Source organism: Pseudomonas sp. WS 5059 (assembly GCF_012985525.1).
In the GTDB taxonomy this organism is placed as follows: Bacteria; Pseudomonadota; Gammaproteobacteria; order Pseudomonadales; family Pseudomonadaceae; genus Aquipseudomonas.
Genome location: NZ_JAAQWO010000010.1, coordinates 39,262 through 55,652 on the forward strand (window position 1 = coordinate 39,262; position 16,391 = coordinate 55,652).

Annotated in this window: 15 protein-coding genes and 2 tRNA genes; 1 reads left to right on the plus strand and 16 read right to left on the minus strand. The window is 57.6% G+C overall.

Annotated features, from left to right (window positions below; genetic code table 11):
• Nucleotides 1-183: 183 nt before the first annotated feature.
• From pnp to rlmE, 15 genes are all read right to left on the minus strand, one after another.
• Complete coding sequence (pnp, locus tag HBO12_RS25320; protein WP_169955077.1) at nucleotides 184-2,289, minus strand: polyribonucleotide nucleotidyltransferase; 2,106 nt, start codon at nucleotides 2,287-2,289, stop codon at nucleotides 184-186.
• Between the two features lie 194 nt (nucleotides 2,290-2,483).
• Nucleotides 2,484-2,753 (minus strand): 30S ribosomal protein S15, encoded by a 270-nt coding sequence (gene rpsO, locus HBO12_RS25325; protein WP_003177875.1) that lies wholly within the window; start codon nucleotides 2,751-2,753, stop codon nucleotides 2,484-2,486.
• 159 nt (nucleotides 2,754-2,912) lie between these two features.
• Nucleotides 2,913-3,830 carry a tRNA pseudouridine(55) synthase TruB gene (gene truB, locus HBO12_RS25330; protein WP_169955078.1) on the minus strand — a complete coding sequence of 306 codons (918 nt, stop codon included), beginning with the start codon at nucleotides 3,828-3,830 and terminating at the stop codon, nucleotides 2,913-2,915.
• 3 nt (nucleotides 3,831-3,833) lie between these two features.
• On the minus strand, nucleotides 3,834-4,229 hold the full coding sequence (gene rbfA / locus HBO12_RS25335; RefSeq protein ID WP_029298974.1) for a 30S ribosome-binding factor RbfA: 396 nt from the start codon (nucleotides 4,227-4,229) through the stop codon (nucleotides 3,834-3,836).
• Between the two features lie 159 nt (nucleotides 4,230-4,388).
• Complete coding sequence (infB, locus tag HBO12_RS25340) at nucleotides 4,389-6,908, minus strand: translation initiation factor IF-2 (protein WP_169955079.1); 2,520 nt, start codon at nucleotides 6,906-6,908, stop codon at nucleotides 4,389-4,391.
• A 27-nt stretch (nucleotides 6,909-6,935) separates the two neighbouring features.
• On the minus strand, nucleotides 6,936-8,417 hold the full coding sequence (nusA, locus tag HBO12_RS25345) for a transcription termination factor NusA (RefSeq protein ID WP_038445977.1): 1,482 nt from the start codon (nucleotides 8,415-8,417) through the stop codon (nucleotides 6,936-6,938).
• 59 nt (nucleotides 8,418-8,476) lie between these two features.
• Nucleotides 8,477-8,935: a ribosome maturation factor RimP gene (gene rimP, locus HBO12_RS25350; protein WP_032867412.1), complete on the minus strand. Its 459-nt coding sequence runs from the start codon at nucleotides 8,933-8,935 to the stop codon at nucleotides 8,477-8,479.
• 140 nt (nucleotides 8,936-9,075) lie between these two features.
• Nucleotides 9,076-9,152 (minus strand) — tRNA-Met (locus HBO12_RS25355).
• Between the two features lie 96 nt (nucleotides 9,153-9,248).
• A tRNA-Leu gene (locus HBO12_RS25360) sits at nucleotides 9,249-9,334 on the minus strand.
• A 21-nt stretch (nucleotides 9,335-9,355) separates the two neighbouring features.
• The gene (secG, locus tag HBO12_RS25365; RefSeq protein WP_029298979.1) at nucleotides 9,356-9,739 is read right to left on the minus strand and encodes a preprotein translocase subunit SecG; all 384 of its coding nucleotides are present in this window, start codon (nucleotides 9,737-9,739) and stop codon (nucleotides 9,356-9,358) included.
• A 4-nt stretch (nucleotides 9,740-9,743) separates the two neighbouring features.
• On the minus strand, nucleotides 9,744-10,499 hold the full coding sequence (gene tpiA / locus HBO12_RS25370; RefSeq protein WP_070994377.1) for a triose-phosphate isomerase: 756 nt from the start codon (nucleotides 10,497-10,499) through the stop codon (nucleotides 9,744-9,746).
• Between the two features lie 66 nt (nucleotides 10,500-10,565).
• Nucleotides 10,566-11,903 (minus strand): phosphoglucosamine mutase, encoded by a 1,338-nt coding sequence (gene glmM, locus HBO12_RS25375; RefSeq protein ID WP_169955080.1) that lies wholly within the window; start codon nucleotides 11,901-11,903, stop codon nucleotides 10,566-10,568.
• A 16-nt stretch (nucleotides 11,904-11,919) separates the two neighbouring features.
• Entirely contained in the window at nucleotides 11,920-12,771 is an 852-nt protein-coding gene (folP, locus tag HBO12_RS25380; RefSeq protein ID WP_170043569.1) for a dihydropteroate synthase, read from the minus strand.
• Nucleotides 12,772-12,779: 8 nt separating this feature from the next.
• Nucleotides 12,780-14,690 carry an ATP-dependent zinc metalloprotease FtsH gene (ftsH, locus tag HBO12_RS25385; protein ID WP_029298988.1) on the minus strand — a complete coding sequence of 637 codons (1,911 nt, stop codon included), beginning with the start codon at nucleotides 14,688-14,690 and terminating at the stop codon, nucleotides 12,780-12,782.
• 200 nt (nucleotides 14,691-14,890) lie between these two features.
• Nucleotides 14,891-15,541 (minus strand): 23S rRNA (uridine(2552)-2'-O)-methyltransferase RlmE, encoded by a 651-nt coding sequence (rlmE, locus tag HBO12_RS25390; RefSeq protein WP_169955082.1) that lies wholly within the window; start codon nucleotides 15,539-15,541, stop codon nucleotides 14,891-14,893.
• Nucleotides 15,542-15,646: 105 nt separating this feature from the next.
• Between rlmE and HBO12_RS25395 the strand changes: the two genes are divergently transcribed.
• Complete coding sequence (locus tag HBO12_RS25395) at nucleotides 15,647-15,955, plus strand: YhbY family RNA-binding protein (protein WP_029298992.1); 309 nt, start codon at nucleotides 15,647-15,649, stop codon at nucleotides 15,953-15,955.
• Nucleotides 15,956-15,963: 8 nt separating this feature from the next.
• On the opposite strand, the gene HBO12_RS25400 is transcribed toward HBO12_RS25395, so the two are convergent.
• Entirely contained in the window at nucleotides 15,964-16,368 is a 405-nt protein-coding gene (locus tag HBO12_RS25400; RefSeq protein WP_170043570.1) for an MFS transporter, read from the minus strand.
• Nucleotides 16,369-16,391: the final 23 nt, after the last annotated feature.

Below are 16,391 nucleotides of genomic sequence, written 5' to 3' on the forward strand. Positions count from 1 at the left end.
AAATCAATAGCTTATATAAATGCTGTTTTTTCGAAATCGTGCAACTTGCATGAAGCCCGTCGTGCCTGCATGCAAGTTGCGGCTTTTGTCCTGGGCTAAACGGCTGATTTACCTTCACTTTCCCGCAGTCCAAAAAAAAGGACTCCGAAGAGTCCTCTTTTTCAGCGTGAAGCCTGGGAGTGATTAAACGCCCGAAGCCTTGGCTGCTGCTACGTCCTTGATGGACAGTTTGATACGGCCGCGGTTGTCCACGTCCAGTACCAGCACTTCCACTTCCTGGCCTTCTTTGAGGATGTCGGTCACTTTCTCAACGCGAGCATCGCTCAGCATGGAGATGTGAACCAGACCGTCCTTGCCAGGCAGGATGTTGACGAATGCGCCGAAGTCGACGATGCGCTCAACCTTACCGACGTAGATCTTGCCGATCTCGGCTTCTGCGGTGATACCCAGGACGCGCTGACGTGCAGCTTCAGCCGCTTCCTTGGTTTCGCCGAAGATCTTGATCGAACCGTCGTCTTCGATATCGATCGAGGCCTTGGTTTCTTCACAGATCGCACGGATGGTCGCGCCGCCTTTACCGATGACATCACGGATTTTGTCGGTGTCGATTTTCATCGCGATCATGGTCGGAGCATTTTCCGACAGTTCGGTGCGGGACTGACCAATGATCTGGTTCATCTGGCCGAGGATGTTCAGGCGCGCTTCCAGGGCTTGGCCCAGAGCGATTTCCATGATCTCTTCGGTGATGCCCTTGATCTTGATGTCCATCTGCAGCGCGGTCACACCTTTGGCGGTACCGGCTACTTTGAAGTCCATGTCGCCCAGGTGGTCTTCGTCGCCCAGGATGTCGGTCAGGATGGCGAACTTCTCGCCTTCTTTAACCAGGCCCATGGCGATACCGGCAACCGGTGCCTTCATCGGAACGCCGGCGTCCATCAGAGCCAGGGAAGCACCGCAGACCGAAGCCATGGAGCTGGAACCGTTGGACTCGGTGATTTCCGACACAACACGAATGGTGTACGGGAACACGTCGGCGGCAGGCAGCATGGCTGCAATCGAACGACGGGCCAGGCGGCCGTGACCGATTTCGCGGCGACCAGCACCACCCATGCGACCACACTCACCTACCGAGAACGGAGGGAAGTTGTAGTGCAGCATGAACGGGTCTTTTTTCTCGCCTTCCAGGGTGTCCAGCAGCTGTGCGTCACGGGCAGTACCCAGAGTCGCGACTACCAGGGCCTGGGTTTCACCACGGGTGAACAGGGCCGAACCGTGGGTCTTCGGCAGAACGCCGACTTCGATGTTCAGCGGACGTACGGTGCGGGTGTCGCGACCGTCAATACGTGGCTTGCCGTTAACGATATTTTCGCGAACGGTGCGGTATTCGATTTCGCCGAAGGCTGCTTTGACTTCGCTGGAAGAAGGCTGGCCTTCTTCACCGGACAGCTTGGCAACAACCTGGTCCTTCAGTTCACCCAGGCGAGCGTAACGGTCGGCCTTGATGGTGATGGTGTAGGCGTCGGAGATCGCAGCACCGAACTCGGAGCGAATAGTGCCCAGCAGTGCGGTGGCTTCAGGCGCAGGAGCCCAGGTCCAGGTTGGCTTGGCAGCTTCAGCAGCCAGTTCTTTAACAGCGTTGATCACAACCTGGAACTCGTCGTGAGCAAACAGTACAGCGCCCAGCATCTGGTCTTCGGTCAGCTCTTTGGCTTCCGATTCAACCATCAACACGGCTTCCGAAGTACCGGCAACGACCATGTCCAGGCTCGAAGCTTTCTGTTGTTCGTAAGTCGGGTTCAGCAGGTAGCCGGTGCTTTCGTGGAACGCAACACGGGCTGCGCCGATCGGGCCATCGAAAGGAATACCGGAGATGGCCAGGGCAGCCGAGGTGCCGATCATCGCAGCGATGTCCGGATCGGTCTTCTTGCTGGTGGAAACGACGGTGCAGACAACCTGCACTTCGTTCATGAAGCCTTCTGGGAACAGCGGACGGATCGGACGGTCGATCAGTCGGGAAGTCAGGGTTTCTTTCTCGGAAGGACGGCCTTCACGCTTGAAGAAACCACCAGGGATCTTACCGGCAGCGTAAGTCTTTTCCTGGTAGTGAACGGAAAGAGGGAAGAAGCCTTTGCTTGGGTCAGCGGTCTTTGCGCCTACAACGGTCACCAGTACGGTAACGTCGTCGTCAACGGTGACCAGCACTGCGCCGGAGGCTTGACGGGCAATACGGCCTGTCTCGAGGGTAACGGTCGACTGACCGAACTGGAATTTTTTGATAACCGGGTTCACGGTGTCCTACCTTCTTTGTGGCTCTTGGGGAACTTGTCTTCTTGCGAAATTCTTGGGCAATGTCGGGAGTCGGCCCAACGCCTGTCCAGGGTAAAACGTGTATCCAGATAAAACTTGAGGCTGGAAGCCTGCCATGGGCCAGCGGGAAACCCACTGACACACGACAGCCAACCAACCTCTAGCGCAATCGCTGATTAGCGACGCAGACCCAGGCGACCGATCAGAGTCTGATAACGACCCAGATCCTTGCCTTTCAGGTAGTCCAGCAGCTTACGACGCTGGTTTACCATGCGGATCAGACCACGACGGGAGTGGTGATCTTTACCGTTGGCCTTGAAGTGACCTTGCAGCTTGTTGATGTTGTGGGTCAGCAGCGCAACTTGCACTTCTGGCGAACCAGTGTCACCAACAGCTTGCTGATAGTCAGCTACGATTTGTGCTTTTTCTTGAACGTCGAGAGCCATGAGGCAATCCTTTTTTCAGGAAACCACCCAAAGGGCAGTTTCAACAGGCCAGGGACAAATCCCTGTATCTAAAAATGAGTAGTGACCGTGCCTGTTAACAGCCACCCTCGTTCCAGCTTGCGTAAAAACTACTGCGCTTTTACCACAAACTGGTTCCGGTCATTCTGACCGAATCAGTCGACGCGGCGCGATGCGCCCGTCTTCGCTCACTTCACCGATACCGATAAAGCGACCGTTGTGATCTTGTACCCGCACCATGCCGAACTTCGGGGCATCCGGTGCACGTACTGGCTGGCCGTTGAGCCAGTAGAACGCGCTGTGCTCCGAAAAGTGCAGCAATGGCCAATCCAGCAAACCGCTGTCCGATGGCATCAGGAAGCGATCAACTGCTTCATTGCCGCCTTCGGCATGCACGGCTTCCAACTCTTCCAGCGTGACCGTCTGGGCCAGGGTAAAAGGGCCAGCCTGGGTGCGTCGCAGTTCTGCAACATACGCGCCGCAACCGAGCTTTTCACCGATATCTTCCACCAGGGTACGGATATAGGTGCCTTTGCTGCAGTCCACGGCCAAGCGGGCAGTCTCGCCTTCACAGGCAAGCAATTCCAAGCGCGCAATAGTAACAGAACGCGGTTCGCGCTCCACTACTTCGCCCGCACGTGCCAGCTTGTAAAGAGGCTGGCCATCACGCTTGAGAGCCGAGTACATCGGCGGTATCTGACTGATTTGCCCACGAAAAGCGGGTAAAGCGGCCTCGATATCTGCACGACCAACGGTCACGTCACGAACCTGCAGAACATCACCTTCGGCGTCAGCCGTGGTGGTGGTCTTGCCCAGTTGCATCAGGGTTTCGTAACCCTTGTCTGAATCGAGCAGGTATTGCGAGAACTTGGTGGCCTCGCCAAAGCACAATGGCAATACGCCAGTAGCCAAGGGGTCGAGGCTGCCGGTGTGCCCGGCCTTCTCGGCATTGAGCAGCCAGCGGACCTTCTGCAAAGCGGCATTGGAGGTAAAGCCAATGGGCTTGTCGAGCAGGATGATGCCACTGACGTTACGACGGATACGCTTGACCTGAGCCACCGCTTACTCCTTGGCGTCTTCAGGTGTGGACGGATGCTGATTGTCTTCAGCCACGGCACGCTCGATCAGGGCCGACAGGTGCGCACCACGCACGACACTTTCGTCGTAGTGGAAGTGCAACTGGGGCACGCTGCGCAGCTTCATCTCACGGGCCAACTGCATGCGCAGGAAGCCTGCGGCAGAGTTGAGCACCTTGATGCTTTGCGCGATCTCTTCGCTGTTGTCCTGGCCCATCACGGTGATGAAGATCTTCGCGTGACCAACGTCACGGCTCACTTCAACAGCGGTAATGGTGACCAGGCCAACGCGCGGGTCTTTGACTTCGCGACGGATCAGTTGGGCCAGCTCGCGCTGCATCTGATCGCCGATACGTTGGGTACGGCTGTATTCTTTTGCCATGTCTTGTTACCTGTTACTGCCACACGGTGAAACCCGTGGGGTCTGAAAGCGGCAAACGCCCGGCCTGACAAAAGCCAGACCGGGCGTTGCGTTTAGAGTCCGGACACTGCGCGGGACATTTGCATGCCCACACGCGGCGTGGCTCCTGAAGTGCGCGAGTTAGAGGCTGCGAGCAACCTGGACCTTCTCGTAGACTTCGATCTTGTCGCCAGGCTTGACGTCGTTGTAGCTCTTGACGCCGATACCGCATTCCATGCCCGCACGTACTTCGGAAGCGTCATCCTTGAAGCGGCGCAGGGATTCCAGCTCGCCTTCGAAGATAACGATGTCTTCACGCAGTACACGGATTGGACGGTTACGGTGCACAGTACCTTCGATAACCATGCAACCGGCGATCGCGCCGAACTTCGGCGAACGGAACACGTCACGCACTTCGGCAACACCCAGGATATTTTCCCGCACGTCACTGCCAAGCATGCCGGTAAGGGCTTTCTTGACGTCTTCGATGATGTCGTAGATGACGTTGTAGTAACGCATGTCCAGGCCTTCCTGCTCGACGATCTTCCGTGCGCCAGCATCGGCACGCACGTTGAAGCCGAACAGTACAGCGTTGGAGGCCAGTGCCAGGTTGGCATCGGATTCGGTGATACCACCGACACCGCCACCGACAACACGCACTTGCACTTCGTCGTTACCCAGGCCGTTCAAGGCGCCGTTCAACGCTTCGAGGGAACCACGGACGTCAGATTTGAGGACGATGTTAAGCGTCTTCTTCTCTTCCTGGCCCATGTTCTCGAAGATGTTTTCCAGCTTGCCGGCGTGAGCACGGGCCAGCTTGACTTCGCGGAACTTGCCTTGACGGAACAGAGCCACTTCACGGGCTTTCTTCTCGTCGGCAACTACGCTCATCTCGTCGCCAGCGTCCGGGGTACCGTCCAGGCCGAGAATCTCGACCGGGATAGCAGGACCTGCTTCCTTGATTGGCTTGCCGTTCTCGTCGAGCATGGCACGTACACGGCCGTAGTTCGAACCGACCAGGACCATGTCGCCTTGGCGCAGGGTACCGTCTTGAACCAGCACGGTCGCAACCGGGCCACGACCCTTGTCGAGGCGCGATTCAACCACGACACCACGGCCAGGAGCCGATGGCGTAGCGGTCAGTTCCAGGACTTCGGCTTGCAACAGGACTGCTTCGAGCAGTTCGTCAACGCCGGTACCCATCTTCGCCGAGACCGGTACGAATGGAGTGTCGCCACCCCACTCTTCGGACGTCACGCCGTGAACCGACAGTTCGCTACGGATGCGATCGAGATCGGCGCCCGGCTTGTCGATTTTGTTCACTGCAACCACCAGCGGCACACCAGCAGCCTTGGCATGCTGAACGGCTTCGATGGTTTGTGGCATTACGCCGTCGTCCGCTGCAACCACCAGGATCACGATGTCGGTCGCCTTGGCACCACGGGCACGCATTGCGGTAAACGCGGCGTGACCTGGGGTATCGAGGAACGTCACCATGCCACGGTCGGTTTCAACGTGGTAGGCACCGATGTGCTGGGTGATGCCGCCGGCTTCGCCCGCTGCAACCTTGGCACGACGGATGTAGTCGAGCAGGGAAGTCTTACCATGGTCAACGTGGCCCATTACGGTCACGACTGGCGCACGGGAAACTGCCTCACCTTCAAACTTCAGGGACTCGGCCAGGGAATCTTCCAGGGCGGTGTCGCTGACCAGGGTCACTTTGTGGCCCAGCTCCTCAGCAACCAGTTGGGCAGTTTCCTGGTCCAGTACCTGGTTGATGGTGGCCGGAGTACCCAGCTTGAACATGAACTTGATGATTTCAGCAGCCTTGACCGACATCTGCTGGGCCAGATCGCCCACAGTGATGGTCTCGCCGATCTTCACTTCACGCACGACAGGGCCGGTTGGGCTCTGGAAACCGTGGGCGTTGCGTTTCTTCAGCTTGGCCTTGCCGCGACCACCACGACGGAAGCCATCGCTTTCTTCGTCGGTAGTACGTGGCGCAACGCGTGGAGCAGGCGCTTTCTCTTTGACCGAAGCACGATGTGGAGCGTTTTTGCGCTCACCATCACCACTGCCGCGACGATTGTTATCGTCTGCGCGTGGCTTGTCCGGACGACGAGGTTCGTCGCGCTTGCGAGCGTCGGCTGCAGGAGCAGGTGCGGCGGCAACAGGAGCGGCCTCACGCACAGCTTCAACAGGCGCGGCAGGAGCGGCGACTGCATCAGTAGCGGATTGCGCAGCAGCAGGCTGGCGACGCGCTTCTTCTTCGGCGCGACGCTTGGCTTCTTCTTCAGCCTTCTGACGTGCAGCATTTTCTACTGCGCGACGTTCGTCCATCTCGCGTTTGCGCTCGGCTTCGATTTCTTCCGGGCTGCGCTGCACGAAGACTTTCTTCTTACGCACTTCAACGCTGATGCTTTTGCTACCAGCCACCCGCAGGGTGCTGGTTGTTTTGCGCTGCAATGTAATCTTGCGCGGTTCTTCCACTTTCGCCTTGTGGCTGCTTTTCAAGTGAGTCAGCAACGATTGCTTCTCACTGTCGCTCACATGTTCCTCGGCGGCGGTGTGCGGCAGACCTGCCTCACGCATCTGCTGCAACAGGCGCTCTACCGGTGTTTTGACCTCATCGGCCAGTTGTTTCACCGTGACTTGCGTCATGCACTTCTCTCCTCAGGCCGCGCCTAATTACTCGAACCAATGGGCTCGGGCGGCCATGATCAACTTGCCGGCACGATCATCGTCAATGCCGTCGATGTCGAGCAGGTCGTCAATAGACTGCTCGGCCAGGTCTTCGCGGGTAATTACGCCGCGCACCGCCAGTTCCATCGCCAAATCCTTGTCCATACCCTCAAGCGAGAGCAGGTCTTCGGCCGGATGGGCGTCTGCCAGCTTTTCCTCAGTAGCGATGGCTTTAGTCAACAAGCGATCCTTGGCCCGAGCGCGAAGCTCGTTGACGGTGTCTTCGTCAAAGCCGTCGATGTTGAGCATTTCCTCCACCGGTACGTAGGCAATCTCTTCCAGGCTGGTAAAGCCTTCATCTACCAGCACCTGTGCCAGGTCTTCGTCGACTTCCAGCTCGTCGATGAAGTTGCGCAGGATGTCGCCGGTTTCTGCTTGCTGCTTAGCCTGGATGTCCGATTCGGTCATGACGTTCAGGGTCCAGCCAGTCAACTGGCTGGCCAGACGCACGTTCTGACCACCGCGACCGATGGCCTGGGCCAGATTGTCTGCGCCAACGGCGATGTCCATTGCATGGGCATCTTCGTCAACAATAATTGCCGCGACTTCGGCCGGGGACATGGCGTTGATCACGAACTGCGCCGGGTTATCGTCCCACAGCACGATATCCACACGCTCACCGCCCAATTCGCCCGACACCGCCTGGACGCGCGAACCGCGCATACCAATGCAAGCACCCTGCGGGTCGATGCGTTTGTCCTTGGAGCGGACCGCGATCTTGGCGCGCGAACCCGGGTCGCGGGACGCAGCCATCACTTCGATCAGGCCTTCGGCAATTTCCGGCACTTCGATACGGAACAGCTCGATCAACATTTCCGGCGCAGTACGCGACAGGATCAGTTGAGGGCCACGGTTCTCGGTGCGGATTTCCTTGAGCAGCGCACGCAAGCGCACGCCAACACGGAAGGTTTCGCGAGAAATGATGTCTTCACGGGCCAGCAACGCTTCAGCGTTGTTACCCAGGTCGACGATCACGTTGTCGCGGGTCACTTTCTTCACGGTGCCGGAGATGATTTCCCCCAGGCGCTCGCGATAGGCGTCAACGACTTGAGCGCGCTCGGCTTCGCGGACCTTTTGCACGATGACTTGCTTGGCAGTCTGTGCAGCGATGCGGCCGAACTCGATGGACTCGATCTTTTCCTCGACGACGTCACCCACCTGGGCACCAGGATGCGTTTGCGCAACCTTGCTTGGCCAGGTTTCGATGGCCGGATCATCAAGATCGGCTTCTTCGACGACTGTCCAGCGACGGAAAGTCTCATAGGCTCCGGTGTGGCGGTTGATTTCCACACGCAGATCAACTTCGTCTTCAAAACGCTTTTTGGTAGCAGTGGCCAGGGCCAACTCCAGCGCTTCAAAAATCACGTTAGCCGGTACGCCCTTTTCATTGGATACCGACTCAACAACCAGCAGTACTTCTTTGCTCATCGTACGCCTCGCCTTTCGCAAGCCATTGGATCCGCGGGATCCGCAGTTTCTGGCACGTCTCAGTCAAAACTGGGAATAATGTTGGCCTTGTCGATCATATCGATCGGCAACAGGAACTCGTGGTCTTCTACCTGCACCACTACATCCTGTTCTTCTACACCGCGCAGAAGGCCCTGAAAGTTGCGTCGCCCTTCAAAAGGAGATCGCAGCTTGATCTTCACTTGTTCACCGGCATATTTAGCAAACTGCTCAATAGTGAACAGTGGGCGTTCCATGCCTGGCGAGGAAACTTCGAGGGTGTATTCAACGGCGATCGGATCTTCAACATCCAGGACACCGCTGATCTGACGGCTGACGATGGCACAATCGTCCACCAGCACGCCGCCCTCTTTATCGATATAAACGCGCAACATTGAGTGGCGACCTTGAGCCGAAAACTCAATACCCCAGCATTCATAGCCTAGGGCCACGACCACCGGGGCCAGCAAGGCCTGCAACTCTTCTAGCTTGCTCGACACCTGAACCCCCTCGTGCATGTATGTGCATGCTGTGCAAAATAAAAAAATGGGCGAAACGCCCATCCTTGAAACGCCGTCGAACAGCGGCGTTGAAAGTGTCCAGCTAACAAAAAGCCCCTTAAAAGGGGCTCCGCTAAAACTGGTTGCGGGGGCCGGATTTGAACCGACGACCTTCGGGTTATGAGCCCGACGAGCTACCAGACTGCTCCACCCCGCGACAAAGCTGGGGCGGAAGTATACGACCGATCCCTTACAGGGTCAATGTAACCTTCCACCTACAAGAAAGCCCGCAACAGCGGGCTCTCCTGATAATTGGTACCGAGAAGGGGACTCGAACCCCTACACCCTATGGGCACAACCACCTCAAGGTTGCGTGTCTACCAATTCCACCACCTCGGCAATACAGCGCTTACAACCTTCTTACTTCTGCTCTTGAGCTGGAGGCACGTCAGTCGCTGGAGTAGCCGACTTTTGCTCTTGAAGCACCGGGACATCATCAGAAGCCGGTTTTGCTTTTGGTACTTCCAACACTGCTGGATCTGGCAAACCTGCTTGAGTCAGCACATGAGCTTTCTCTTTAGCAAAGTAACCTAACCCCAGGCTGGTTATGAAGAAACCGGCGGCAAGTATAGCAGTAAACTTACTAAGAAAGGTAGAGGAACCTTGGCTTCCGAACACAGTATTTGAAGCACCTGCCCCGAAAGACGCACCAGCGTCCGCACCTTTACCCTGTTGCAGCAATACCAGGGCAACAACGCCCAGCGCACCCAACAGATGAAAAACGACTACGACTGTTTCCAGCATTTTCTCAGTTTCCCGCGGCGCGACAAATCGCACCGAACTCATCTGCATTCAGGGAAGCTCCACCAATGAGCCCCCCATCGATATCCGGCATGCCGAACAGTTCGACCGCATTGGCCGCCTTCACGCTGCCGCCGTATAGAAGCCGCACACCTTGTGCGACCTCAGAATTCTCTGCCGCCAACTGCGCGCGGATGGCTGCATGCACATCCTGCGCCTGTTGCGGTGTAGCAGTCAGCCCGGTGCCAATGGCCCAGACCGGCTCGTAAGCAATCACTGCCTTTGCAAATGCACCAACACCCAGCTCCTCGATGATGCTGCCCAGCTGACGCGAGACAACTTCAAGAGTCTTGCCCGATTCACGCTGCTCCAGGGTTTCCCCTATGCACAACACTGGAATCAAGCCACAAGCCTGTGCCGCTGCGAACTTGCGGTTGAGCGTCCCATCCCGCTCGCCCATCATCTGACGGCGCTCGGAGTGCCCAACAAGCACATAGGAACAACCCGCATCAACCAACTGACTCGGTGCAATCTCACCGGTCAACGCACCCTGCATGGCTTCTACTGCGGAATTCTGCGCACCGACCTGGATCGACTTGCCTTTCAAGCCATCAACCACTTGGTTGATATGCAAGCAAGGCGGGAATACCGCAATATCGACACCGCTTGGCAAAGCCAGGTGACGAAGGCCATTGACCAGCTCAGCGACACTGGCGCGGGTACCGTGCATCTTCCAGTTACCAGCTACCATAGTGCGACGCATGCTGTACCTCGTCGGTCAAAGTGGGCGCAGATGTTACCCAACCACATCATCACTGGCAAGCCGAATTCAGGCGCAAACTTCAGTTACCAGTTTTGCCAGCTCTTCGGCGTAGCCACGAACCTGTGTTTCGTCATCGCCTTCAACCATCACACGCACCAAAGGCTCGGTCCCCGACTTGCGCAACAAGACCCGGCCACGCCCCGCCATGGCGACGGTAACGCGCTCACAGGCTTCCTTGATCGCCGAGTGCTCGATAGGGTTTTCACCACCCGAGAAACGCACATTGAGCAATACTTGAGGGCACTTGCGTAGCGCCTGGCGCGCCTGGGCCAGGCTTTCTTCGCGGCGACGCAGGGCCAATAGTACCTGCAGCGCCGCGATAATCGCATCACCGGTGGTGGTGTGCTGGAAGCACACGACATGGCCCGAATTCTCGCCACCCACCACCCAGTTGCGCTCCAGCAGCTCGGCAATCACGTAGCGGTCGCCAACATTGGCGCGCACGAACGGGATCCCCAGGTCGGCCAGGGCCAACTCCAGCCCCAGGTTACTCATCAAGGTACCGACGACGCCGCCTTGGAGCTTGTTACGCTCATGCAGGTCGCGGGCAATGATGAACAGCAGGTCGTCACCGTCGACGATGGCACCGGTATGATCGACCATCAGCACGCGATCACCGTCACCATCAAAGGCGATACCCAGATCCGCATGCTCGGCCAATACCGCTGCCTGCAATTGCCCCATGTGGGTCGAACCGCAGTTGTCGTTGATGTTCAGGCCGTTAGGCTGAGCCGACAGCACGGTGACCTCGGCGCCCAATTCCTTGAATACGCTGGGAGCGACCTTGTAGGTGGCACCGTGGGCACAGTCGATGACCACCTTGAGTCCGGCAAAATTGGTGCTGGTAGGCACGCTGCTTTTGCAAAATTCGATATAACGACCCGACGCGTCGTTGATCCGCGATACCTTGCCCAGCTTGCTCGACTCGACGACGGTCATCGGCGCATCCAGCAGTTCTTCAATCATGTGTTCGATCTCGTCCGGCAGCTTGGTGCCCTGGCCCGAGAAAAACTTGATGCCATTGTCGTCATGGGGATTGTGCGAAGCACTGATCACAATCCCGGCTTCAGCGTGAAAGGTACGCGTCAGATAAGCGATCGCCGGCGTAGGCATCGGCCCCAGCAACATCACATCAGCCCCGGCAGCGGACAGGCCCGCCTCCAGCGCAGACTCGAACATGTAACCGGAGATCCGCGTGTCCTTGCCGACCAGGATGCGGCATGCGCCCATGCTGCGAAAGGCCATCCCGGCCGCCCAGCCCAGCTTGAGCATGAAATCCGGAGTGATCGGGAATTCGCCGACCCGACCACGAATACCGTCGGTGCCAAAATATTTCTTTGTCATAAGTGCTCCATCATTCTTATTCGGCTGATTCTACCGCTTCGATCATCCGCACTACGTCAACTGTCTCGGCCACATCATGCACCCGCAGAATGCGCGCCCCCTTGGCCACGGCCAGCGCCGCGAGGGCCAGGCCGCCATACAGGCGCTCGCCCACGGGACGATTCAAGGCCATGCCTATCATGCTCTTGCGTGACACCCCAACCAACAGGGGGCGACCAAGGGCATGCAGCGACTCCACATGTTTGAACAGGCTCAAGTTGTGCTGCAGGGTTTTGGCAAAACCAAACCCCGGGTCGAGAATGATCCGCTCAGGTGCAATTCCTGCAACGGCGCATTGGGCAATGCGACTCACCAGAAATTCCGTCACTTCTTCAACCAGGTTGTCGTAGTGCGGGGCGTCCTGCATCGTCCCGGGCTCGCCAAGCATATGCATCAGGCACACAGGCAACCCGGTGGCAGCAGCAGCATCCAGCGCACCATCGCGCTGCAATGAGCGCACATCGTTGATCAGCCCCGCGCCGAGTCGCGCGGTCTCACGCATGACGGCGGGCGTCGAGGTATCTACCGAGATGATGACATCCAGCTCACGATGGATTCGCTCGACAATCGGCGCAACACGCTCCATCTCCTCCAGCGGGGAAACAGCACGTGCTCCAGGCCGGGTCGATTCACCACCGACATCGATAATGGTCGCACCCGCAGCCACCATTGCTTCTGCATGACGCAAAGCCGCGTCCAACTGGCTGAAGCGACCACCGTCGGAAAAGGAATCAGGGGTTACGTTGAGAATGCCCATAACGTGGGTACGGGCCAAATCAAGAACCCGGTTGCCGCAAGGCAACCGGGTGGAGGACAACACAGAAGTCATTTCAAGCCTTAAAGGTCGGCAGCCGGGCCGCCGATTGGGTTTTCCGGGCGCTCATTCTGTACCACTGGCGGTGTGCCAGAAGTACCCGAACCACCTTCCCAATCACGAGGCTCACGAGGTGTACGGCCAGCCATGATGTCGTCGATCTGCTCGGCATCAATGGTCTCGTACTTCATCAGGGCATCAGCCATGGCGTCGAGCTTGTCACGGTTATCGGTAAGGATCTGCTTGGCCGTGCCGTAGCACTGATCAATGATGCTGCGCACTTCAGAGTCGATCAGCTTGGCAGTCTCGCCGGAGAAGCTGGCACTTTGACCACCGCCACCACGACCCAGGAATACTTCGCCTTCTTCCTCGGCATACATCAGCGGGCCGAGTTTTTCCGAAAGCCCCCACTTGGTGACCATGTTCCGCGCAATCTGGCTGGCACGCATGATGTCGTTGGACGCGCCGGTGGTTACACCGTCGAAGCCCAGAGTCATCTCTTCAGCGATACGGCCGCCGTACAGCGAGCAGATCTGGCTGATCAGGGCACGCTTGGAGAGGCTGTAACGATCCTCTTCCGGCAGGAACATGGTGACACCCAACGCCCGACCACGAGGAATGATCGACACCTTGTAGACCGGGTCATGCTCAGGCACAACGCGACCGACAATGGCATGACCGGCTTCGTGATAAGCGGTGTTCTGTTTCTCTTTTTCGGACATGACCATGGATTTGCGCTCAGCGCCCATCATGATCTTGTCCTTGGCCAGCTCGAACTCTTTCATCTCGACGATGCGCTTGCCGGTACGGGCAGCGAACAGCGAGGCCTCGTTCACCAGGTTGGCCAGGTCGGCACCGGAGAAACCAGGAGTACCACGGGCAATCACGCCCGGCGCCACGTCATCGCCCATTGGCACTTTGCGCATATGGACCTTGAGAATCTGCTCGCGGCCACGGATATCCGGCAAGCCAACCACAACCTGGCGGTCGAAACGGCCCGGACGCAGCAGCGCTGGGTCAAGTACGTCAGGACGGTTGGTGGCGGCAATCACGATGATGCCGTCGTTCATTTCAAAGCCGTCCATCTCCACCAGCAACTGGTTGAGGGTCTGCTCACGCTCATCATGACCACCCCCCATGCCAGCACCACGATGGCGACCGACAGCGTCGATTTCATCGATGAAGATAATGCATGGCGCGTGCTTCTTGGCCTGCTCGAACATGTCACGCACACGGCTGGCGCCTACACCGACGAACATCTCGACGAAGTCGGAACCGGAAATGGTGAAGAACGGCACCTTGGCTTCGCCGGCAATCGCCTTGGCGAGCAGGGTTTTACCGGTACCCGGAGGACCAACCATCAGTACGCCGCGAGGAATACGGCCACCCAAGCGCTGGAACTTGCCTGGGTCGCGCAGGAACTCGACCAACTCGCCGACTTCTTCCTTGGCTTCGTCGCAACCGGCAACGTCAGCCAGGGTGGTTTTTACCTGGTCTTCGGAAAGCAGGCGTGCCTTGCTCTTGCCGAAGCTCATCGGCCCGCCCTTGCCCCCTGCACCACCTTGCATCTGGCGCATGAAGAACATGAACACGGCAATAATCACCAGGATCGGGAAGCTGGCTACCAGCAACTGGGTCCAGATGCTCTGCTGCTCAGGCTGCTTGCCCTCGACGACCACCTTGTTGTCCACCAGGTCGCCGATCAGGCCATTGTCCTGGATCGCCGGACGGATGGTCTTGAAGCTGTCGCCATCGTTGCGCTTGCCGGTGATCACGTAGCCATCAACCGCTACGCGCTCGACCTTGCCATCCTTAACTTGCTGGATGAAGTCGGAATAGTTGAGGGTCTGCGGCTCGTTAGGGCTGGAGAAGTTGTTCATCACCGTCACCAGGACAGCCGCGATGATCAACCACAGGATCAGATTCTTTGCCATATCGTTCAATTAACTACCCTCTGAAGCAAGCTCCGCTACTGGCGCGCGCTTCGCATGATATTCACCGGCCTAACTTACTACATTACCTACAACTCTGGCAGGCGCCGTCTGTAACCCTTTGTGAAACTTTGACTACACAATATTCGTAAAGCTTCGTGACGAAAGCGATATAAAAAAACCTATCGACTCCCTTAAAACCTTTAAAGACGCTCATCACTGACAGCGCCTTCGACACCGCGGTAACCGCGGCCCAGCAAATACTGCTCGCGAGACCTGTCCCTCGATGAGTCAGGCTTGCGGGTCTGCACCTTGTCGAACAGCTTGCGCATGTTCTTGTGGTACTCGTCAAAACCTTCCCCAAGGAAGACCTTGACCAGAAAATCACCACCCGGACGCAGAACCCTTCCTGCCAGATCCAGTGCCAATTCGCACAGGAACATGGCGCGTGGCATATCCACGGCTGGTAATCCACTCATATTGGGGGCCATATCCGAAATCACAAGGTCTACCTGCGAATTTCCGACAGCCTCGAGGATCTGTGCCAACACGTCATCGCGGGTAAAGTCGCCATGGACGAAGGTCACATCAGGGATGCTGTCCATCTCCAGGATATCGGAAGCGATCAACCGGCCTTGCCCACCAATCAGACGACTGGTCACCTGGGACCAGCCACCTGGGGCTGCGCCAAGATCGATTACGCTCATGCCTGGACGGATCAACCGGTCCTTTTCCTGGATCTCCAGCAGCTTGTAGCTGGCCCGGGAACGGTAGCCATCCTTTTGCGCCTTTTTGACGTAAGGATCGTTGAAATGCTCTTTAAGCCAGTTAAGGCTAGTTTTGGAACGGGCCACGGGCCACCTCGAAAATAAAACGGGTCGTGATTAACTGGGCGGTCCCGGACTCGCTCGGGTAAACTGGCCGCCGCTTTTTACAAGATCAGACGCAGGGGTCAGATTATGCCGCTCACTCAAGAGCAGAAGAAACAGTACAAATCCATTGGCCACCATCTGAAACCAGTTTTGATCGTGGCTGACAACGGTTTGACTGAAGGTGTGTTAGCCGAACTTGAACGCGCATTAGGCGATCACGAGCTGATCAAGATCAAGGTCAATATCCTCGATCGCGAAGCGCGCCTGGCCGCCATTGCAGAACTGTGCAAGGTGGGCAAAGCGGACCTGGTTCAGGTCATCGGCAAGATGGCGCTGCTGTATCGCAAGAATTTCAGCGCCAACAAGCAATTGTCGAACGTTCACCGCTTCAAATGATACAAGGGTCACGGGCGTGCTTCGCGCGCCCTGCTACTCCATCCCGGCGCAGGTTGTGCCACCAGCACCAAGCCAGAAAACCCTAGCACAAGATAGCTGAACAGCTGCCAGCGCAACGCTTCCGGCAGCAATATGCGCACCACGCAATACATTGCGCACGCATACAGCGCCATCAACAGCAGTTGCCCGCGCATATCCCGCCACAAACTCCCCAAGCCCTCGGCCTTGACCAGCACCAATGCCTGGAGAGTCACGCACGCCGCCGCAAATCCCACCAGCAGCGCACTCAATAATCCGCCGATCTCATCGATCAGCAACGGCGCCAGGCCAATCATGCCCAGTACCGGCAATACACCCAGGTGTAACAGCCACAGGCCGCCAACCCAGAGCATCTGGGCCAGCTGCCAAAGCATGGCGCCCGCGGGAAGCGGGCGCC

Bases quoted from the DNA above. Each gene is read 5' to 3' on its own strand.
- glmM (WP_169955080.1), bottom strand. From the start codon at position 11,903: ATGACAAAGAAATATTTTGGCACCGACGGTATTCGTGGTCGGGTCGGC.
- rpsO (WP_003177875.1), bottom strand. From the start codon at position 2,753: ATGGCTCTCGACGTTCAAGAAAAAGCACAAATCGTAGCTGACTATCAG.
- ftsH (WP_029298988.1), bottom strand. From the start codon at position 14,690: ATGGCAAAGAATCTGATCCTGTGGTTGATCATCGCGGCTGTCCTGGTG.
- rbfA (WP_029298974.1), bottom strand. From the start codon at position 4,229: ATGGCAAAAGAATACAGCCGTACCCAACGTATCGGCGATCAGATGCAG.
- nusA (WP_038445977.1), bottom strand. From the start codon at position 8,417: ATGAGCAAAGAAGTACTGCTGGTTGTTGAGTCGGTATCCAATGAAAAG.
- folP (WP_170043569.1), bottom strand. From the start codon at position 12,771: ATGACTTCTGTGTTGTCCTCCACCCGGTTGCCTTGCGGCAACCGGGTT.
- HBO12_RS25395 (WP_029298992.1), top strand. From the start codon at position 15,647: ATGCCGCTCACTCAAGAGCAGAAGAAACAGTACAAATCCATTGGCCAC.
- secG (WP_029298979.1), bottom strand. From the start codon at position 9,739: ATGCTGGAAACAGTCGTAGTCGTTTTTCATCTGTTGGGTGCGCTGGGC.
- infB (WP_169955079.1), bottom strand. From the start codon at position 6,908: ATGACGCAAGTCACGGTGAAACAACTGGCCGATGAGGTCAAAACACCG.
- tpiA (WP_070994377.1), bottom strand. From the start codon at position 10,499: ATGCGTCGCACTATGGTAGCTGGTAACTGGAAGATGCACGGTACCCGC.
- HBO12_RS25400 (WP_170043570.1), bottom strand. From the start codon at position 16,368: ATGCTTTGGCAGCTGGCCCAGATGCTCTGGGTTGGCGGCCTGTGGCTG.